At 25.6% G+C, this 20,717-nt stretch carries 20 protein-coding genes; 14 read left to right on the top strand and 6 right to left on the bottom strand.

The window, feature by feature from the left end; translation table 11 throughout:
* Positions 1 to 7: 7 nt before the first annotated feature.
* Complete coding sequence (rny, locus tag ALANTH_RS05260; RefSeq protein WP_026804269.1) at positions 8 to 1,552, bottom strand: ribonuclease Y; 1,545 nt, start codon at positions 1,550 to 1,552, stop codon at positions 8 to 10.
* Positions 1,553 to 1,559: 7 nt separating this feature from the next.
* Positions 1,560 to 2,096 (bottom strand): 5-formyltetrahydrofolate cyclo-ligase, encoded by a 537-nt coding sequence (locus ALANTH_RS05255; protein WP_026807643.1) that lies wholly within the window; start codon positions 2,094 to 2,096, stop codon positions 1,560 to 1,562.
* Between the two features lie 59 nt (positions 2,097 to 2,155).
* On the opposite strand from ALANTH_RS05255, the gene ALANTH_RS05250 reads away from it, so the two are divergent.
* From ALANTH_RS05250 to ALANTH_RS05240, 3 genes are read left to right on the top strand one after another with little or no spacing between them, the layout of a single operon-like run.
* Positions 2,156 to 2,704 carry a TlpA family protein disulfide reductase gene (locus tag ALANTH_RS05250; RefSeq protein ID WP_026807642.1) on the top strand — a complete coding sequence of 183 codons (549 nt, stop codon included), beginning with the start codon at positions 2,156 to 2,158 and terminating at the stop codon, positions 2,702 to 2,704.
* An 8-nt stretch (positions 2,705 to 2,712) separates the two neighbouring features.
* Positions 2,713 to 3,645 (top strand): signal recognition particle-docking protein FtsY, encoded by a 933-nt coding sequence (ftsY, locus tag ALANTH_RS05245; RefSeq protein WP_026804266.1) that lies wholly within the window; start codon positions 2,713 to 2,715, stop codon positions 3,643 to 3,645.
* Between the two features lie 14 nt (positions 3,646 to 3,659).
* Positions 3,660 to 4,526 carry a hypothetical protein gene (locus ALANTH_RS05240; RefSeq protein ID WP_026807641.1) on the top strand — a complete coding sequence of 289 codons (867 nt, stop codon included), beginning with the start codon at positions 3,660 to 3,662 and terminating at the stop codon, positions 4,524 to 4,526.
* 8 nt (positions 4,527 to 4,534) lie between these two features.
* On the opposite strand, the gene ALANTH_RS05235 is transcribed toward ALANTH_RS05240, so the two are convergent.
* From ALANTH_RS05235 to ALANTH_RS05225, 3 genes are all read right to left on the bottom strand, one after another.
* Entirely contained in the window at positions 4,535 to 6,241 is a 1,707-nt protein-coding gene (locus tag ALANTH_RS05235; protein ID WP_034236782.1) for a diguanylate cyclase domain-containing protein, read from the bottom strand.
* On the bottom strand, positions 6,225 to 7,139 hold the full coding sequence (locus ALANTH_RS05230; protein ID WP_026804264.1) for a cytochrome-c peroxidase: 915 nt from the start codon (positions 7,137 to 7,139) through the stop codon (positions 6,225 to 6,227). The genes ALANTH_RS05235 and ALANTH_RS05230 overlap by 17 nt, the downstream gene beginning before the upstream one ends.
* 62 nt (positions 7,140 to 7,201) lie before the next feature.
* Complete coding sequence (locus tag ALANTH_RS05225) at positions 7,202 to 7,762, bottom strand: YqiA/YcfP family alpha/beta fold hydrolase (protein WP_026807640.1); 561 nt, start codon at positions 7,760 to 7,762, stop codon at positions 7,202 to 7,204.
* Between the two features lie 116 nt (positions 7,763 to 7,878).
* On the opposite strand from ALANTH_RS05225, the gene radA reads away from it, so the two are divergent.
* Both radA and ybeY read left to right on the top strand, forming a co-directional pair.
* Positions 7,879 to 9,228 carry a DNA repair protein RadA gene (radA, locus tag ALANTH_RS05220; RefSeq protein WP_026804262.1) on the top strand — a complete coding sequence of 450 codons (1,350 nt, stop codon included), beginning with the start codon at positions 7,879 to 7,881 and terminating at the stop codon, positions 9,226 to 9,228.
* A 55-nt stretch (positions 9,229 to 9,283) separates the two neighbouring features.
* A complete protein-coding gene (ybeY, locus tag ALANTH_RS05215; RefSeq protein ID WP_026807639.1) occupies positions 9,284 to 9,703 on the top strand; it encodes an rRNA maturation RNase YbeY in 420 nt (139 codons plus the stop codon).
* A 17-nt stretch (positions 9,704 to 9,720) separates the two neighbouring features.
* Here the strand turns inward: ybeY and ALANTH_RS05210 are convergent, their stop codons facing one another.
* Positions 9,721 to 10,125, bottom strand: coding sequence for a Fur family transcriptional regulator (locus tag ALANTH_RS05210; RefSeq protein WP_026804260.1), 405 nt, complete (start codon positions 10,123 to 10,125; stop codon positions 9,721 to 9,723).
* Between the two features lie 190 nt (positions 10,126 to 10,315).
* On the opposite strand from ALANTH_RS05210, the gene ALANTH_RS05205 reads away from it, so the two are divergent.
* Genes ALANTH_RS05205 through rseP form a run of 9 tightly spaced genes read left to right on the top strand, consistent with a single transcriptional unit; the run spans position 10,316 to position 20,669 of the window.
* Positions 10,316 to 11,887: an endonuclease/exonuclease/phosphatase family protein gene (locus ALANTH_RS05205; protein WP_026807638.1), complete on the top strand. Its 1,572-nt coding sequence runs from the start codon at positions 10,316 to 10,318 to the stop codon at positions 11,885 to 11,887.
* A complete protein-coding gene (murJ, locus tag ALANTH_RS05200; RefSeq protein ID WP_029888311.1) occupies positions 11,884 to 13,206 on the top strand; it encodes a murein biosynthesis integral membrane protein MurJ in 1,323 nt (440 codons plus the stop codon). The genes ALANTH_RS05205 and murJ overlap by 4 nt, the downstream gene beginning before the upstream one ends.
* Before the next feature lie 56 nt (positions 13,207 to 13,262).
* On the top strand, positions 13,263 to 14,972 hold the full coding sequence (locus ALANTH_RS05195; protein ID WP_026807636.1) for an ABC transporter ATP-binding protein: 1,710 nt from the start codon (positions 13,263 to 13,265) through the stop codon (positions 14,970 to 14,972).
* Between the two features lie 33 nt (positions 14,973 to 15,005).
* The gene (locus ALANTH_RS05190; RefSeq protein ID WP_026807635.1) at positions 15,006 to 16,064 is read left to right on the top strand and encodes a quinone-dependent dihydroorotate dehydrogenase; all 1,059 of its coding nucleotides are present in this window, start codon (positions 15,006 to 15,008) and stop codon (positions 16,062 to 16,064) included.
* 50 nt (positions 16,065 to 16,114) lie between these two features.
* Positions 16,115 to 17,380, top strand: coding sequence for a M16 family metallopeptidase (locus tag ALANTH_RS05185; RefSeq protein WP_371317626.1), 1,266 nt, complete (start codon positions 16,115 to 16,117; stop codon positions 17,378 to 17,380).
* Positions 17,381 to 17,389: 9 nt separating this feature from the next.
* Positions 17,390 to 18,277 (top strand): 4-hydroxy-tetrahydrodipicolinate synthase, encoded by an 888-nt coding sequence (gene dapA / locus ALANTH_RS05180; protein WP_026804254.1) that lies wholly within the window; start codon positions 17,390 to 17,392, stop codon positions 18,275 to 18,277.
* A complete protein-coding gene (locus tag ALANTH_RS05175) occupies positions 18,277 to 19,059 on the top strand; it encodes an enoyl-ACP reductase (RefSeq protein ID WP_034236755.1) in 783 nt (260 codons plus the stop codon). The genes dapA and ALANTH_RS05175 overlap by 1 nt, the downstream gene beginning before the upstream one ends.
* Positions 19,059 to 19,601, top strand: a complete 543-nt coding sequence (gene pgsA / locus ALANTH_RS05170; RefSeq protein WP_026804252.1) for a CDP-diacylglycerol--glycerol-3-phosphate 3-phosphatidyltransferase — start codon at positions 19,059 to 19,061, stop codon at positions 19,599 to 19,601. Before ALANTH_RS05175 ends, pgsA begins: the two co-directional genes overlap by 1 nt.
* Positions 19,602 to 19,610: 9 nt before the next feature.
* Positions 19,611 to 20,669 (top strand): RIP metalloprotease RseP, encoded by a 1,059-nt coding sequence (gene rseP / locus ALANTH_RS05165; RefSeq protein ID WP_026804251.1) that lies wholly within the window; start codon positions 19,611 to 19,613, stop codon positions 20,667 to 20,669.
* Positions 20,670 to 20,717: the final 48 nt, after the last annotated feature.

The raw sequence follows: 20,717 nt of genomic DNA, 5'->3' as shown, positions 1-20,717 counted from the left end.
AAGCCCCTTATCTTGCATAACTTTCAGCTCTTAATTCTCTTATAACATTTACTTTAATTTCTCCAGGATATTGAACTTTTTCTTCAATATCTTTTGCTATTTCTGTTGCTAGAAGTATAGCTTCATCGTCGTTTATAAGCTCCGCACTTACAATTACTCTTACTTCACGTCCTGCATTTATTGCATATGCATTTGTAACACCAACTTTACTTGTAGAGATATTTTCAACCTCCTCTACTCTTTTTAGAAAACTTTCTAAAACTTCTCTTCTAGCTCCTGGTCTTGCAGCACTTAGAGCATCAGCAGCACAAACAGCAGCACTCTCTACATTTATAGGCTCTTCATGTCCATGATGAGCATATATTGCATTTATTACTGTTTCACATTCTCCATATCTTTTACAGATTTCAGCACCTAAATCTACATGGCTTCCTGGTGCTTCATGAGTTAGAGCTTTACCAATATCATGCATAATTCCTGCTCTTCTTGCTAATATTGTATCTCCTCCCATTTGAGAAGCAATCAAACCAGATAAATGTGCAACTTCAAGAGTATGAGCAAGTGCATTTTGCCCATAACTTGCTCTATATCTGAGTCTTCCAACAAGTTTAATTAATTCTGGATGCATAGATTTTATTCCAAGTTCCATAATCACATCTTCACCCTCTTTTTGAATGTTTTTATCGAATTCTGATTTTACTTTCTTATAAATTTCTTCAATTCTTGCAGGTTGAATTCTTCCATCTTCAAGCAATTCTTGAATTGTTTTTGTAGCTATTGCTCTTCTATATAGATTAAAAGAAGAAACAGTAATAGTATTTGGAGTATCATCTATTATAATATCCACTCCTAAAAGCATCTCTAATGCTTTTATATTTCTCCCTTCTTTTCCTATAATTTTTCCTTTTGTTTCTTCATCATTTAAAGGAATATTATTTATAAGCCTTTCAGCTGCAAATTCTCCTGCATATCTTGTAACTGCTTGTGATAAAATATTATTTACTTCTTGTTTTGAGTTTTGCTCAGCAAGTTTATATTTTTTTCTAAAAATTGAAGCTATTTGAGCTCTTGAATCTTCTTTAATTTTTTCAAGCATAAGTTCTTTTGCTTCAATTTGAGTTAATCCACTAGCATTTTCAAGTATCTTTATAGCTTCTAGAGTTTTTTGTTCGTAAGTCCTTTTTTGTTCTTCAATCCCATCTTTTAATATAGTAATTCTTCTATTATTTTCCTCTATTTGCTCTTTTTCTTTATTTATATGTTTTAGTTCATTTTCTAGATGCTCATTTAGATCTTTTTCTTTTTTCTCTATTTTAAAAAGCATTGTTTCATACTCTTTTCTAGCACTTTTAAATTCCCTATCACACTCCATTTTTGCTCTTAATTGAGCATCTTTTAAAGCCACTTCAGCTTCATGCTCTATTATCTTTGCTTTTGCTTTTGCTTGTTCAATAAAGACTTCAAATTTTGCTTTGTTTATCTTCTTTGTAACAAGAATAGTAATTACTGAACTAAGAGCAGCAGCAATTAAAGCTATTATTATATTTTCCATTTATTTCCTATCCCGTAATTATAAAATCTGCTTTAATATCGTAATTATCACTTAAAATCTCTTTACTTTTACAAAGTTCTAATTGTGTAAAAACTATAATTGGTTTATATTTTAACCTATAAAAAAATCTATCATACATCCCTTTTCCATAACCAATCCTCTTATTTAAAGCATCAATCCCAACAATTGGAACGATAGCAACATCAATTTTATTTGGCTTGAGAAAAGAATTATTTGGCTCAAATATACCAAACTTCTTCTTTTTTAGTGGTAGCCTATATTTTACTATTTTAAAACTATCACCATACATATAAGGAACATAGACATTTTTTTTTATTTTTCTTAAACTATTAATTAACGGCTTTATATCTACTTCAATATCTAAAGGTAAGTATAGAAGTATATTTTCAAACTCATTTTTTAAAATAAACTTTTCTAAATTTTTAACAACAATCTTATTTTTATAATACTTTGAAAAAAGCGTAATTGATTTTAATCTTTTAATACACAATTTTCGAAAATCACTTTTGTGATTTGTGTTCATTTAAGCCTCACTTAGGTAAAATCTCTACCTAGTTAATAATTTTACCTAAAGGAATTAAAATGAAGTTTAAAACTTTAGTGATTTTCTCAATTTTTTCAATTTTATTTTTTGCTGGTTGTGATTCAAAAGGCGAAAAAAAAGAAGATAGTTCATCTTTAAATGATAATCAAACAATATTTACTTTAAATACTATAGATAATAGCACTATCGAAATTGATTTAAAAGATAATAAATTATTTTTAAAAGATTCAGATAATAAATTAATTTTGGTTAATTTTTTTGCAACTTGGTGCCCTGCTTGTAAAGTCAAAATACCAAATTTAGTAGATCTTCAAAATGACTACCAAAATGATATTATAGTTGTAGGTATATTATTAGAAGATTTTAAATCAAATGAAGAAATTTCAAAAATTTTAAGTGAATTTAATATAAATTATACAATAACAAACTCTCCAGAAGGTTTTGATTTAGCAAAAGCATTAGGTGGACTCAAAGCAATTCCAACTATATTTTTAGTTGATAAAGATGGAACTATTTTTCAAAAATATGTAGGAATCGTTCCAAATGAAATGTTAGAAATAGATATAAAAAAGCTTTTAGAAAAATAGGATAATAGATGTTTAGCTTCTTAAAAAAAGATAAAACTGAAGAAAATAATAATTTACAAGAACAAGAAAATAAAAATTTTCTTTCAAAAGCACTTAGTAAAACATTTTCATCAATAAAAAATGTAGTTCCTCAAAAAAAAGAGAAAATATCTTTTGATGAGATTGAAGAGCTTTTAATAGAAGCTGATGTTGAGTATGAAATAATAGAAAAAGCTATGAATGGTTTACCAGATATGATTACAAGGAAGCAATTAAGACATAGACTTGTAATGCTTTTTGAACATGCTCCAGAAGTAAATTTACAAAAAATCAAACCATTTGTAAGACTTATCATTGGAGTAAATGGTGCTGGTAAAACAACAACAATTGCAAAATTAGCTGCTAAATTAAAAAAAGAAAATCAATCAGTTATATTAGGTGCAGGAGATACATTTAGAGCCGCTGCAATAGAACAACTTTCTACATGGGCAAATAAACTTGATATTCCAATTATTAAAACAAAACAAGGTCATGATGCAAGTGCTGTTGCATATGATACAATAAGTGCTGCAATAGCTAGAAATATAGATAATGTAATAATTGATACAGCTGGAAGACTACAAACTCAAACAAACTTAAATAATGAATTAAAAAAAATTGTAAAAGTCTGTTCTAAAGCATTAAATGATGCTCCACATCAAAAACTTATGATTTTAGATGGAACTCAAGGAAATAGTGCTATTTCTCAAGCAAAAGCTTTTAATGAAATTGTTGGAATAGATGGTATAATAGTAACAAAACTTGATGGAACAGCAAAAGGTGGAGCATTATTTTCTATATCGAATCAACTTGAATTACCTATCTTTTACATTGGTATAGGCGAAAAAGAAGATGATTTAATAGAGTTTAGTCCTGATAACTTTGTTGATAGTTTATTAGATGAAATTTATATAAAAGATTAATTTAAGGGAAAAATATGAAAAGAAGAACAAAGAATTTTATTGAAGATACAATTATAGTTATTATTGTATTATTTATTATGTATTTAATATATTTTTTCTTATTTTCACAAAACTCTGATGTTGAAGAAATAAATACTTCAACTACACAAACACTATCAACAAATACAATAGAGAATGAAAAAAGTTTTTTAATTACTGTTTATGAAGAAATCAAAGAAAAATTATTTGAAGATGATAAACAAGAGTTAAACTCAAATGAATTAAAAGTAGAAGATGCAGAAAAACCTGTTCAAAATAGTATTCATATGCAAAGATCAGAAAATAGATTACAAAATACTACAAATCAAACTGAAGATACAAATAATTCTGAATCACAAAGTATCATTAATGAAGAAAATATTAACTCTTTAGATAAACAAAGAGAAGAGCAAAGAAAAGAACAATTAGAAAGTAAAACATCACACGAAGATATTCCTGAAAAAATCATTACAGAAGAGGAAAATCATGAAAATATTAAAAAAGAAGAAGTTTCAAATACAAAACCTCTAATTGAAATAAAAACAGATGAAAATAGTGATAATGATCAAGAACATACTTCTTCAATTACAAATATAGATGATTTTTTCCATAATTTTGAAAAAAAAGTACTCTCAAATATAGATAAAAATGTTGATAAATCAAATTTTATAAAAGGTGAATCACTAAGCATTAGAATTACTATTTTAAAAGATGGAAGATATGAACAATTAACTTTAATTAGTGGTAATTCTAATTACTTTAATTTAATAAAAAATTCAATTGAGCAAGTTTTTCCTTTAAAAATTGAAGATAATTTAAAAATTAATTTCCCTAGATATTACAGAATGAAAATAGACTTCTAAAGAAAGGTTCAACTCTCTTTAGAATAAAATATAAATCTATTTTTACCTTGTTCTTTTGCTTGATACATAGCAAGATCAGAACATCTTAATAAATCATCTAAATTATTTGCATCATCTGGAAACTTTGATATACCAATACTACAGCCAATATTTACTATTTTTTCTTTAATTTTAAATTCTAAGTTTATAGCATCAATAATTTTTCTTGAAACTATATCTATGTCATTATCATTTTTATAGTTAATAATCATAACAAACTCATCTCCTGCAACTCTAAAAACATAATCTGTATCTCTTAATAATAACTTAAATCTATTTGAAACCTCTTTTAATAATATATCACCATAATCATGTCCTAAAGAATCATTTACAATTTTAAAACCATCTAAATCAAGAAAAAGAATAGCAAATTTTTTATTTTCTCTTCTAGAAGATTTTATAAATTCATCCATTTTTATCTCTAAATATCTTCTATTTGGTAAATGAGTTAAACTATCATGATAAGCTAAGAATCTAGCTTTTTCTTTCTCTTTTATATAATCAGTAACATCAAGTTTTATAGCTAGAAACCCTATTATCTCACCATCATTCTTTATTGGTGTTATTGAAGCAGTTTCATAATATACCTCTTTAAATTTATTTATATTAATAAACTCTCCAGTCCATTTTTTGCCACTATTAATAGTATTATTTATATTTTTATAATATTCTGCTGACATTTTCCCAGATTTTAATATATTTGGATTTTTACCTAAAACTTCATCTTTTGTATATCCTGTTATTTTTTCAAAAGCTTCATTAACATAGGTAATCTCTTTATTTTCATTTGTAATAACTATTAAGTTATCACTATTTTCAACAGCATATTTAAAAGATTTCAACTCTTTTCTTATTTTTAAAAAATTATTATAAACTACAAATAAAATTATTAAAATAAGTATAGATAATAAGAATAAAACTATAGCAAGATTTTGTTGTTCTTTCATATCTAAATCTTTCATTATATACAGTTTATTTGTAACTAAATTAATATTCTCTTCTAAACTAAAAGATTTAATCTCTAATCTTAAACTATTTAATAAACTAAAAGATTTTACTAATAAATCTAATCTTTTATATAAAAATTCAAAGTCTTTATTATCATATTTTATATATAGATTATATATTTTTTTTAGACTTTCATCAACCATAATATTATTAAAATTATCTTTATTTATAAAAATAGTAAAAATATTGATTAATGATTTGTCTAACAATAAAATATCTTCAATATTATTTTGCATATAATTACTTTTAATTTTTTTACTAAGCTCAATAATATAACTTGAAAGGCTAATTATTAAAGAATTTGTTGATTTATATCTTTCAACTCTTTCAATTTTCAATTTCCATTGTCTATCAATATCATCTATTATATTTTTAAAATTTGTATATAGTTCTTCATTCTTCAGTTCTTCTATTAGTTGATTATTTAGCTCAATTTTTGTAACAATTTCATCATAATTCATAAAACTTGCACTATTTCTAATAAATGCTTCTACTTCATTATGTAACATTTGTATTCTATAAATAAGATTAATAGAATGATTATATTGTTTTACTTTTGTATCTATATCATTTTGATTAAATATAAATGAACCTATAGTAATAATAAATAAAAAAAGAACAATAAAAAGTGGATCTAAAAAATATTTTATTTTATTTTTTAACTTCATATAATTCACCAGTTAAAGATAGTAGAAATGCTACAATATTATTTATTTCATCTTGTGTTAAAGATTGTCCTAATTGATAATTTGCCATAAATTTTACAGTGTCTTCCAAATTATCAATACTTCCATTATGTAAATATGGAAATGTAAGTTCAATATTTCTTAAAGTTGGTACTTTAAAGTAATATTTATCTATTTCATTATTTGTCACTTCAAATCTTCCTTTTGAATCACTTTCTATATCAATTAAAGTACCAAATTTTGAATATAAATTACCACCAATATTTACTCCATGATGACATGCAATACAACCTTGTTCTTTAAAAAGTTTATAACCATTTTTTGCTTTATTTGATATAGCATTTTCATCTCCCCTTAAATATTTATCAAAAGGTGAATTTGGTGTTATTAAACTCTTTTCATATTCAGCTATTGCATCTGAAATATTATCTTTCGTAATTCCATCTTGATATATTTCTTTAAATTTATTTTCATATTTAGTAGTTCTTATTTTTTCTATTAACTCTTCAAAGCTAATATCCATTTCAACAGGATTAGTTATAGGACCATGAACTTGTTCTTTTAAATTTTTAGCTCTTCCATTCCAAAATTGAACAAAATTAAAAGTAGAATTAAAAACTGTTGGGGTATTTATATTACCTATTTTACCATCAACTCCAAAAGAAAACTGTAAATTATCAACTCCACCTTGTTCTAAATTATGGCAACTATGGCAAGATATGGTATTTGTTCTTGATAAAGATGTATCAAAAAAAAGTTCTTTTCCTAAATTTACTTTTTTTACGTCAAGATTAATTTCTAATGGAATTGGTTTGATTGGTTCATTTGAATATAAATATATACTAAAAAAAATTACCAATTTAAAAAAGTTTTTCAACAAATGGTCCTAAAACATAATAATATAAATTATATCATATATTGTTTTATGAATACTTAACAAATTTATATATAAAAATCTTCTATTATATGAAAATATCTATTTATATTTATAAATGAATGATTTCCACCATCTTCAATAATAATATTTGTATCTTTTAATATATTTCTTGAAATTTTATAATCTAAAATTTCATCTCCTTTTTGTAACAAAGTCATAATATTCTTAGGATTTTTTAAATTAGTTACTTCATATTTTTTTAAAGATTCTATATGTTCTTTTGTAAACTCAAATTTTGAATTATCATAGTAATTTTTTATATATTTAACTCCTTCATAATGACTTAATGTATTTAAAGGTTTAATAGCTGGATTTATTAAAACTGCTTTTAAATTATACTTATTTGCTAAATATAAAGCATAATAGCCACCTAAAGATGAACCTACTAGATATACTTTTTCATTTAGGCTTAAAAAAGTTTCAATAATTTGTTCAAGATTATTTATAGCTAAAAAAGGAATTGTAGGTAAAGAGATATGAATAAGTTTATCTTGAAAATATTCCTTAAACTCTAAAGCTTTTTTTCCAAAACCTGAACTTGAAAATCCATGAATATATATAATCATATTTAATCCTTGAAAGTTTTTTATAATTTTAGTCAAAAAAAGATTACAAATTGAAATATTTTAATAGATATAAAAAAAAATTTGATACAATCAATTAAATTTTAAAAGGTTTTTAAATGGCAAAAAAGAAAATTACACTTTTTGAGTGTCAACATTGTGGAGAACAATCTACAAAATGGCTTGGTAAATGTCCAAATTGTGGTTCTTGGGATAGCTTTATAGAATTAAATCAAGAGCAGCAAGAAATTCTAAAACAATCTATAAAAGTTTCTAGTTCTACTTCAAAAGCAAAACCAATTACAGAAATTTTACAAGATGATGTTACAAGATTTTCATCTTTCAACTATGAATTTGATTTAGTTTTAGGTGGAGGGATAGTTCCAGGAAGCCTTACTTTAATAGGAGGAAGTCCAGGAGTTGGTAAATCTACACTTTTATTGAAAGTTGCAGGAAGCATTGCAAATAGTGGTAAAAAAGTTCTTTATGTTTCAGGAGAAGAAAGTGCAGGACAGATAAAATTAAGAGCAAATAGACTTGAAGCAAATAGTGAAAATCTATTTTTATTAAGCGAAATAAAACTTGAAGAAATTTTAGATGAACTTCTTAGAATTGATTATGAAGTTTGTATTATTGATTCTATTCAAACAATATATTCTTCAAATCTTACATCAGCACCAGGAAGTGTATCTCAAGTTAGAGAAATAACATTTGAACTTATGAGAAAAGCAAAAGAATCAAATCTTGCTATGTTTATTATTGGGCATATTACAAAAGATGGAAGTATTGCAGGACCTAGAGTTTTAGAACATATGGTTGATACAGTTTTATATTTTGAAGGAGAAGCAAGTCGTGAATTAAGAATGCTTCGTGGATTTAAAAATAGATTTGGAAGTACAAGTGAAATTGGTATTTTTGAAATGACATCAGAAGGCTTAATAAGTGCAAAAGATATCGCTTCAAAATTTTTTGATAAAAATAAATCTCAAAGTGGATCAAGTTTAACTGTAAGTATGGAAGGAAGTCGTGCGATAATACTGGAAGTTCAAGCATTAGTTTGTGAAACAACATTTCCAAATCCAAAAAGAAGTGCAACAGGATTTGATACAAACCGTTTAACTATGCTTTTAGCACTTTTAGAAAAAAAATTGGATTTACCTTTTAATCACTACGATGTTTTTATAAATATTAGTGGAGGTATAAAAATAAAAGAAAGTAGTGCTGATTTAGCTGTAATTGCTGCAATAATATCTAGTTTTAGAGATAGGCCAATTTCAAAAGAATCTGTTTTTATAGGTGAAGTGAGTCTAACAGGAGAAATAAAAGAAGTTTATTCTATTGATTTAAGACTAAAAGAGGCTCAAGCACAAGGTATAAAAAAAGCAATAATTGCTCAAAAAATCAATTTAAAACTAGATTTAAAAACTTTTGCAGTAGATGAAGTCTCAAAGATGATTGAACTATTTTAATTTATGTATAAAAACTATATACTACCAATAAAATTAATTTAAAACTAGGATAGAAATGATAGATTTAGATAATCAAACAAATTTTGATATAAATTTAAGTAAATTAGAAGAAATAAGTTCATTATTAACAAAAAGAGAGATTGAGTTATTAATTGTATATAATCCTACAATACAAGAAATAAATAAAGAATATAGACAAAAAGACAAACCAACAGATGTTTTAAGTTTCCCTTTTGAAGGAGATTTTGAACATCTTCCTTTAGGAACAATAGTAATCTCAATAGATTTTGTAAAAGAAAAAGCAACAGAATATAATCACAAAGATGAAGATGAGTTAAGTTTACTATTTATTCACGGACTTTTACATCTTTTAGGGTATGACCATGAAATTGATATGGGAGAACACAGACAAAAAGAAGAAGAATTAATAAAAAAATTTAATCTTCCAAATAGTTTAATAGTTAGAAATTCATAAATAGTCTAAATTTTAGACTATTTAGAACAATTAGAACAAATACCATTTAAAACAATATTTGTGTAGTCAACTTTAAAAGAACTTATTTTTGAAACTTGTTCTATAACATCACTAGTATCAAGCATAATATCTTCAATAAATCCACATTGAGAACAAACAAGATGAGCATGTTCAGCTTTTACTAATTCATAAACTGTTCTTGCATTTGGAATTTTTACTTCACTTAAAAATACTTTTTCAACCATTGAATTAATGTTTTTATAAATTGTTGCTAAAGAAACCGATGGAAATCTTTCTAACAATTTTTTATATAAATCGTCAATATTCATATGCCCATTTTTATAGAGTTCTTCTACAATAGCAACTCTTTGTGGTGTTACTTTTAGATCATACTCTTTGAGCAAATTTGCAAAATTTGTCATAATTTTCCTTTGTAATTTTAATAAATTATATCAATTAATTAATTTTGAATTTAGTATACCATTTTTTACCTTTTTTTGTAAATAAATAAAATTTATTAAAAAAATATTTAATAAATAGTGAATTTCCCACTATTTTTAACTCTTAAAAAACTTTATTTGGATAATATTTCAAAAAATTCAGGAATAAAATTTGTATAAATATTTGATTATTTTTATTTTTAGTCTATTTTTAAATGCTCAAAATTTAAAAATTGCTTCATATAATGTTGAAAACTTTTTTGATTTAAAATATGATAAAACAGAATATAATGAATTTATACCAAATAACAGTTTTTTATGGAATCAAAAAAATTTTAACATAAAATTAAATAATATAGTTAAAGTAATAGAAGATATAGATGCAGATATTATAGCATTACAAGAAATTGAGAATGAAAGTTTGATGAAACTTCTAAAACAAAAACTTACAAAGTATAATTATTATAGTTTCATTAAATACCAAAATTCAGCTGTTGGTTTAGGTTTTTTGTCAAAGATAGAGATAAAAAATTCAGCTTCTATTGATGTAAAGTTTACAAATGCTATATATCGACCTATTTTAGAAACAACTTTTATAAAAGATGGAATTGAATTTAAGATATTTAATAATCACTGGCCATCTAAAAGAGCAAGTGAAACGTATAGAGTAAAATATGCAAAAACTTTGCAAGATAGATTAAAAAAACTACCTAATGACTATGACTATATTTTACTTGGAGATTTTAACTCTGATTATAATGAATTTGAAACATTTAAAAAAAATATAAAGTTAAATCATACAAATGGTATTACAGGGATAAACCATATTTTAAATACAACTATTGATAATGAATTTATAACTTTAGAAAATATTTTAGGAAATAATAAAAGAATTCACTATAATTTATGGTTAGATCTAAAAGGTTTTGAAAGATTTTCAACAAAATTTAAAAATCAAAATAATACTCCTGATAATATTATAATTCCAGCTTCTCTTTTTGATAATAAAAAACTATCATATACTCCAAATAGTTTTTCAGTTTTTAAACCAGATTATCTTTATAAAAATGGTGAAATCAATAGATGGAAAATGAGTGAAGGAATAAAAAATAAAATACATAAAGGAGAAGGTTTTTCTGATCATTTACCAATATTTGCAGAATTCTCACTTAAAATTGATGATATAAATCCTATAAATAAAATAAATATAAATCAACAAATAACTGATATTAAAACCTTATATGATAAGAATAAGCTTGTTTTACCTGCTTTTTTAAATAATGTCATAGTAATTTATAAAAATGAAAATCAAGCAATAATCAAAATAAACAATGATAGAGCTATATATATTTTTAAAGATGCAAAAGACTTAAAATTAGGATATTCTTATAATATTCAAGTAAATGAAATATATGATTTTTATGGATTAAAAGAGATAAAAGAATTTATAATTTTAAAAGAAAATGATGAAATCAAAAATTATAAATCATTATTTTTAGATGCTTCAAAAATTAATATTTTTGACTTTAAATATGAGAATGAAATTATCACTAATCTAAGTGGAGAAATAAGAAAAGGAAAGCTATTTTTTAATAATAAAACTATTAAACTTTTTGCAAAGGATAAATCAATACTTCCAAAAGATGGTGAAAAAATAACTATTATAGAAGCACAACTTGCTTCTTTTAAAGGAAATATACAAATAGTTTTCCATAAAAAAACAGATTATAAAGTAGAAAAATGAAAATAGGAAATATAAAATTAATAAAATCAATTTTTACAAATAGCACTGGTATTTTAGTATCTAGAATCACTGGATTTGTAAGAGATTTAATGACTGCGTCAATATTAGGAGCAAATATATATTCAGATATATTTTTTATTGCTTTTAAATTTCCAAATTTATTTAGAAGTATATTTGCAGATGGTGCTTTTACACAAGCTTTTATCCCCTCTTATGCAAAATCAAAATACAAAATTCGTTTTTCATCTATTATATTTTTACAATTAATAGGTTTTTTAATTGTTTTATCTTTATTTGTTACACTCTTCTCTCATATTGTAGCAAAAGCTTTTGCTATTGGGTTTACAAAAGAAACAGTTGATCTAGCAGCACCACTTTTTGCTATAAATTTTTATTATCTTCCTTTAATATTTATTGTTACTTTTATGGGAGCATTACTTCAATATAAAAACCATTTTGCAACAACTGCTTACTCAACTGCACTTTTAAATCTTTCAATGATTGCTAGTTTAATAATTGCAAAAGGCTTAGATAATTATACAATTACTTTTTATCTATCTTTTGGAGTTATTGCTGGCGGAATTTTACAAGTAATAGTACATTTAATAGCTATAAAAAAAGCAAATCTATGTAAAATATTTACTTTTAGAAAACATAAAAAAAAGGAAGAAAATAAATTTTATAAGAATTTTCTAGCGGCAACCTTTGGTTCTTCAACTTTACATATTTCTGCTTTTATAGATACATGGTTAGCATCATTTTTAGTAAGTGGGTCAATATCATACTTATATTATGCAAATAGAGTTTTTCAGCTACCATTAGCAATTTTTGCAATAGCAACTTCAATAGCCCTATTTCCTATGGTAGCACGTGCAATAAAAAATAAAGATGAAAATCAAGCTTTAAAATTGATGAAAAAATCATCTCTTATTTTACTAGCTGTTCTAAGTATTTCTATGATTATAGGTATAATTTTTGATAATTTTATTATAAAACTTCTATTTGAAAGAGGAGCTTTTACAAACGAAGATACTAAAAATACAGCTTTAATTTTAACTATGTATTTAATAGGTTTAATTCCATTTGGTTTAGCAAAAATTTTTTCATTATGGCTTTATGCAAAAGAACAACAAATGCTTACTGCTAAAATATCAATGAAAAGTTTACTTTGGAATATAGTTTTTTCATTAGCTTTAATATATCCTTTTCAAGCAGCAGGACTTGCTTTTGCTAGTACTATTAGTGGATTTATACTATTCTACCTTACTATCAAAGCCTTTGGATTTAATAATTTTATTAAAATGTTTAAAAAGTCTTAATTTAGGTATTTTTTGATAAAATCCATAACTTTTTATGCAATTTATCTAGGATTTATATGAAAGATTTTTTTAAACAATACTCACCATTTTATAAAAATTATAAATTAGAAATATTTTATGCCTTTATAGGAATACTAATGGTTGCTTCAGCAACAGCTGGAACAGCTTATGCAATTCAACCACTTTTAGATGATATTTTTATAAATAAAGATGTAAATATGCTTTATATTATGCCTTTTATTGTTGTAGGTTTATATGCCATTAAAGGTTTTGGTGGTTATATTCAAGCATATTTCATTTCTTATATTGGTCAAGATATTACAAGAATTGTAAGGGATAAACTATTTTCACATGTATTAAAATTAGATATTTCATTTTTTCAAAAAACTCATGGTGGTGAACTTGTTAGTAGAATAATAAATGATATAAATAGAATTCAAAGTGCCGTTTCAAACAATTTAGCAGAAATCATTAGAGAAAGTTTAACTATTGTTGCTTTAGTCGCTTTAGTTATTTATCGTTCTCCTGAACTTGCTTTTTATGGTTTAGTTATACTTCCTCTTGCTATTTATCCATTAACAAGATTAGCAAAAAGGATGAAAAAACTATCTTTTAAATCCCAAGAAAGCAACTCTGATATTACTTCATCTTTAACTGAATCATTTAATAATATTGAAATCATAAAAGCAAATTCTACAGAAAATATAGAAACAAAAAAATTCTCAGTTTTTAATATGATATTCTTTAAATATAATATGAAAGCGGTTAAAACAAATGAACTAACTTCACCTTTAATGGAAACATTAGGAGCAATTGCATTTGGTACTGTTATTTTAGTAGGTGGAAGTAAAGTTGTAAGTGGAGAACTTACTACTGGTGAATTTAGCTCATTTATTGCTGCACTTTTTATGCTTTATACTCCAATTAAAAGAATTTCATCTTTATACAATAAAATGCAAGATGCTTTTGCTGCAAATGAGAGAATAAATAATATTTTTGCTATAAAACCTAATATTGTTTCAGGACAAATTACTCAAATTGAAGATATAAAAAATATAAGATTTTCAAATGTTAGTCTAAAATATGATGATTTAGAAGCACTTAAGAATATAAATCTTGAAGCAAATAAAGGTGAAATTATCGCTTTAGTTGGTGATAGTGGTGGAGGTAAATCTTCACTTATAAATCTTCTTGTAAGATTTTATGATGTAAATAGTGGTCAAATATCAATAGACAATCAAAATATAAAAGATTTTGATTTAAAAACTCTAAGAGATAGCATTTCAATTGTTACTCAAAGAGTATATATTTTTAATGATACAATAGCTTCAAATGTTGCTTATGGACAAGAAGTTGATGAAATTAAAGTTATAGAATCATTAAAAAAAGCTCATGCTTATGAGTTTGTATCAAAAATGAAAAAAGGTATTCATACAACTTTAGATGAATTTGGAACAAACTTAAGTGGTGGTCAAAGACAAAGAATTGCAATTGCAAGAGCTTTATATAAAGAACCAAAAATTTTAATATTAGATGAAGCTACTTCAGCCTTAGATAATAAAAGTGAATCAATTATTAGTGAGGTTATAAATGAAGTAAGCCCAAATAGAATAACTATTGTTATTGCACATAGGCTAAGTACTATAAAAAATGCTTCAAAAATTGCTGTATTTAAAAGTGGTGAGATTGTAGATATTGGCACTCAAGAAGAACTTTTGAAGAATAGTAAAGAGTACCAAAGGCTATATAATTCAGCAAATTTTTGATAATATAATTTAATTTTTTAAAAAGGAAAAATTTTGTTTAACTATGAAACATTAAAGAAAATACTATTTTTATTTGATCCAGAAAGAGCACATCACATTGCTGAATTTAGCTTAAAAACAGTTGGTGGATGCAAAATTTTAAGTTCATATATGGAAAAAAGAAATTATATAAATAATGAAAAATTACATCAAGAAATTTTTGGATTAAAATTTGAAAATCCAGTTGGACTTGCCGCTGGTTTTGATAAGAATGCAACTATGATAAAATCTATGAAAAGCATGGGATTTGGTTTTACTGAAATTGGTACTATGACACCTATGCCACAAGATGGAAATCCAAAACCTAGAATGTTTAGATATCCAGAACAAAAAAGTGTTCAAAATGCAATGGGATTTAATAATTTAGGTTCTCATACTGTTTTAAAAAACTTAAAAAAAATTTATCCTTTTTCTATACCGATTGGTGCAAATATTGGAAAAAACAAAACTACTCCTGAAGAATTTGCACTAAATGATTATAAAAGTTTAATCAAAAAGTTTAGAGAGCATAGTGATTATTTAGTAATAAATATCTCTAGTCCAAATACTCCAAATTTAAGAGATTTACAAAATGAGAAATTTATTAGTGAACTTTTTACTATGGCAAAAAATTTAACACAAAAACCAATTTTATTAAAAATTGCTCCTGATATGGAAGAAAATCAAGCAATAGAATTATGTAAAACTGCTATTTCTAATGGAGCAGATGGAATAATAGCAACAAATACAACTATTGATTATAGTTTAGTACATAATTGTAAAGATTTTGGTGGATTAAGTGGGGCTTGTTTAACTAAAAAATCTGCTCAACTTTTTAAAGCAATAGGAAAAGAGTTATATGGTAAAACAATTTTAATAAGTGTTGGTGGAATTTCAAATGGTAAAGAAGCATATGAAAGAATAAAAGATGGAGCTTCTCTAGTTCAAGCTTATTCTGGACTTATTTTTGAAGGACCATCAATGGTGAGAAAAATCAATGAAGAAATTTTAGAACTTCTAAAAGAAGATGGATTTAACTCAATTAGTGAAGCAATTGGAGCAAATTTAAGATAATGAATTTTGTTTTTAAATTTTTTATATTTTTTATATTTATGGGAGAATTAATGAGTGCAAATAGCTTGCCAAAATATTATACAAAAACTTTAGATAATGGTCTACAAATAGTAGCAATTCCTATGGAAAATAATTCAAATGTAATTTCTACTGATATTTTTTACAAAGTTGGAAGTAGAAACGAAGTGATGGGTAAAAGTGGAATTGCTCATATGTTAGAGCATTTAAATTTTAAATCTACAAAAAATTTAGATGCTGGTGAGTTTGATGAAATTGTAAAAGGTTTTGGTGGAATAAATAATGCAGGTACTAGCTTTGACTATACACACTATTTTATAAAATCATCTTCGAAAAATGCTGATAAATCTTTGGAATTATTTGCAGAACTTATGCAAAACTTAACTCTAAAAGATGAAGAATTTCAACCAGAACGTGATGTTGTAGCAGAAGAAAGAAGATGGAGAACAGACAATAATCCTATGGGATATTTACAGTTTAGATTATTTAATACAGCATATATTTATCATCCATATCATTGGACTCCTATTGGATTTATGGATGATATTCAAAACTGGACTATTGAAGATATAAAAGATTTTCACTCAACTTATTATCAGCCACAAAATGCAATTGTTGTAGTTGCTGGTGATATTTCAAAAGATGAAGTATTTAAATTAGCTGAAAATCATTTTAAAAAAATAAAAAATAAAAAAGATATACAAACAAACATTCATACAATTGAACCAAAGCAAGATGGAGAAAGAAGAGCAATTATTAACAAAGAATCTGCAGTTGAAATGTTAGCAATCACTTATCATATTCCAAATTTTGAACATAAAGATCAAATTGCTTTAAGTACTTTATCTCAACTACTAAGCAGTGGTAAAAGTTCTATTTTACAAAAAGTCTTAGTTGATGAAAAAAGATTAGCTAATTCAGTTTACGCTTATAATATGGAGTTAAAAGATCCTGGAGTATTTATGTTTTTAGCTGTTGCGAATGAAAATATTGATGCTTTAAAAATAGAAAAAGAGATTTTAGATATAATTGCGAAAATTCAAAAGGGTGAAGTTTCACAAAAAGATTTAGATAAAATCAAAATCAATACAAAAGCTGATTTTATTTTTTCACTAGAAAGCTCAAGTGAAGTTGCATCTTTATATGGAACATATCTTGTAAGAGATAACATAAAACCTCTTTTAGATTATGAAAAAAATCTTGAGAATTTAAAGATTGAAGATATTGTTGAAGTTGTAAAAAAATACTTAATAAAATCAAATTCAACAACTCTGATTTTAAAAGAAGACAAAAAATAAAGGAAAAGTATGGAAACCGTTATTGGCTCAATGACTGCACTTGTTACCCCATTTAAAAATGGAAAAGTAGATTTAGTAAAATATGAACAACTTATTAAAAGACAAATAGCACAAGGTATAAATGCTGTTTCTCCAGTTGGAACAACTGGAGAAAGTGCAACTTTATCTCATAAAGAGCATAAAGAATGTATTGAAGTTGCTGTTGCAACTTGTAAAAACAGTGGAGTTAGAGTTATTGCTGGTGCTGGTTCAAATGCAACTCATGAAGCATGTGATATTGCAAAATTTGCTCAAGATATTGGAGCAGATGGGATTTTATCAATTGCTCCATATTATAATAAACCAACTCAAGAAGGACTTTATCAACACTATAAAGCAATAGCACAATCTGTAGATATCCCTTTTGTTTTATATAATGTTCCAGGAAGAACTGGAGTTGATTTATTACCTGAAACTGCAATTAGGCTATTTGATGATATAGAAAATATTAAAGGTATAAAAGAAGCAACTGGTTCACTAGAACGTGCAACTTCAATAATATCTCAAAGAGAAAATTTTGTTGTAATTTCTGGTGATGATAGTGTAGATTTTCCAATGCTTGCTAGTGGTGCAAAAGGTATAATATCTGTAACTTCAAATTTACTTCCAAATTTAAAGTCAAAACTTGTAAGTAGTGCTTTACAAGGAGATTTTAAAACTGCTTTAAATATCCATAATGAGCTTTATCCTTTAAATAAAGTTCTATTTTGTGAGAGCAATCCAATTCCAATAAAAGCTGCGATGTATTTATCTGGATTATTGGATAGCTTAGAATTTAGGCTTCCATTAACAGAGCCAAGTATAGAAACTATAAAAAAACTAGAAGAAATTTTAATAAAATATGAGGTAATAAAATAATGAGTTGTTGTAATATGAAAGGGAAAACATTAGTAATTTCTGGTGGTACAAAAGGTATTGGTAAAGAGTGTGTTTATAAATTTGCAAGTAATGGTGTAAATGTAGCATTTACATATAATTCAAATGGTGAAATAGCACAAGAAATATGCAAAGATGTTGAAACAAAGTTTGGAGTAAAATGTTGTGCATATCCTTTTAATATCTTAGAACCAGAAAAATACGTTGAACTTTTTGAAGAAATTGATAAAGACTTTGATAGAGTTGATTTCTTTATTTCAAATGCAATGATTTATGGAAGAGCAGTTGTTGGTGGATATGGTAAATTTATGAAATTAAAGCCTAGAGGATTAAATAATATTTATACAGCAACAGTAAATGCTTTTGTATGTGGATCTCAACAAGCAGCAAAAAGAATGCAAAAAATTGGTGGAGGAGCAATAGTTTCATTGTCTTCAACTGGAAATTTAGTATATATTGAAAACTACGCAGGTCATGGAACAAATAAAGCTGCTGTTGAAGCAATGGTTAGATATGCAGCAAATGAACTAGGTGAATTTAATATTAGAGTAAATGCAGTTTCTGGTGGTCCTATTGATACTGATGCCTTAAAAGCATTTACAAATTATGAAGAAGTAAAAGCAAAAACTGCTGAATATTCTCCATTAAATAGAATAGGACAACCTGAAGATTTAGCTCAATCTTGTTATTTCTTATGTACAAATGATGCTTCTTGGATAACTGGGCATACATTGATAGTTGACGGTGGGACAACATTTAGATAATGCCAAAATCACTAAACCTTCCAAATACTTTAGCTCTATTTAGAATAGCATTAGCTCCACTAATGCTATGGTTTTTTATTGATAGAGAAAATCCTATATTTTCATCTTGGCATATATCTTGGTTTGACTATTTTGCTGGACTTATTTTTGTGATAGCTTCAGTTACAGATTTTTTTGATGGCTTTATTGCGAGAAGTTGGGATCAAATGACAAAATTAGGTGGGATTTTAGATCCTCTTGCTGATAAGATGCTTGTTCTTGCTGGTTTTTTAGGACTTATTGCAATAGATAGAGCAAGTGTTTGGGCTGTATTTTTGATACTTTCAAGAGAATTTTTTATAACAGGACTTAGAGTTGTTGCCGTAGCAGAAGGGAAAGATGTAGCTGCAACAATGGCTGGAAAAGTAAAAACAGTTGTACAAATGTTTGCTATTGGATTTTTAATTATGAACTGGCCTTATGCAACAGCTATATTGTGGCTTGCTGTTTTTTTAACTTTATATTCTGGATATGAATATACAAGAGATTATTTTAAAAATTAAAGGCTTTTCTTGGGTACTATTACTTTTATATTAGTTTTATCTTTTTTAGTTTTTTTCCATGAATTAGGACACTTCTTAGCAGCAAAATATTTTGGAGTGAAAGTTGAAAAGTTTTCAATAGGATTTGGTAAAGCTATATATTCAAAATATTGGGCAGGTACAACTTGGCAATTTGCTATGATACCACTTGGTGGATATGTTCAAATGAAAGGACAAGATGATTCAAAACCAACTTTAGTTGAAAATGGAGAGGATTCATATAATACTAAAAAACCTTGGCAAAGAATAATTATACTTTTTGCTGGACCTTTTGCAAACTTTATTTTAGCTGCCATTCTTTATTTTACAATTGCATTAATGGGAGCAAATACTTGGGCTGCACAAATAGGAACTGTTCAAGAAAATTCTCCTGCTTTTTATGCTGGACTTATGAAAAATGATGAAATAATAAGAATAAATGATAAAGATATAAAATCTTGGGATGAAATAGGAAAAATTATCACAACAACACAAGGTTCATTACAATTTTTTGTAAAAAGAGATAATCAAATATTAGTAAAAACTATAGCACCTCATATTAGTGATAGTCAGAACATGTTTAATGAAAAAATTCAAAAAAGGATGATAGGAATATCTCCTTCTGGAAAGATAATAACATTACAATTAAATATTTCTCAAGCTTTAGTTTATGCTTATGAAAAAACTATATTTGCTTCAACTATGATTTTTCAAGGTGTTCAGAAATTAATTTCTGGAATTATACCATCTAGTGAGATTGGAGGAGTTATAACTATTGGAAAAGTTATATCAGATGCTAGTGAAAATTCTTTTATAGCACTTCTTACAATAACTGCATTAATTTCAGTTAATCTAGGAGTTTTAAATCTTTTACCAATTCCAGCTCTTGATGGTGGTCATATAATGTTTAATTTATACGAAATGATTACTAGAAGAAAACCAAGTGAACAAGTTTTTATGTTTTTAACAATTATGGGATGGTTAATTTTAGGATGCTTAATGCTTCTTGGAATTTACAATGATATTAATAGATTATTTTTAAATGGATAATATAAATAATTACAACTAACTATAAAGCCTTATTTAAGGCTTTTATTA

The organism is Aliarcobacter lanthieri (assembly GCF_013201625.1).
Taxonomy (GTDB): domain Bacteria; phylum Campylobacterota; class Campylobacteria; order Campylobacterales; family Arcobacteraceae; genus Aliarcobacter; species Aliarcobacter lanthieri.
The sequence above is the reverse complement of the archived record's forward strand: the minus strand, read 5'-3'. Positions and strand labels throughout refer to the sequence as shown.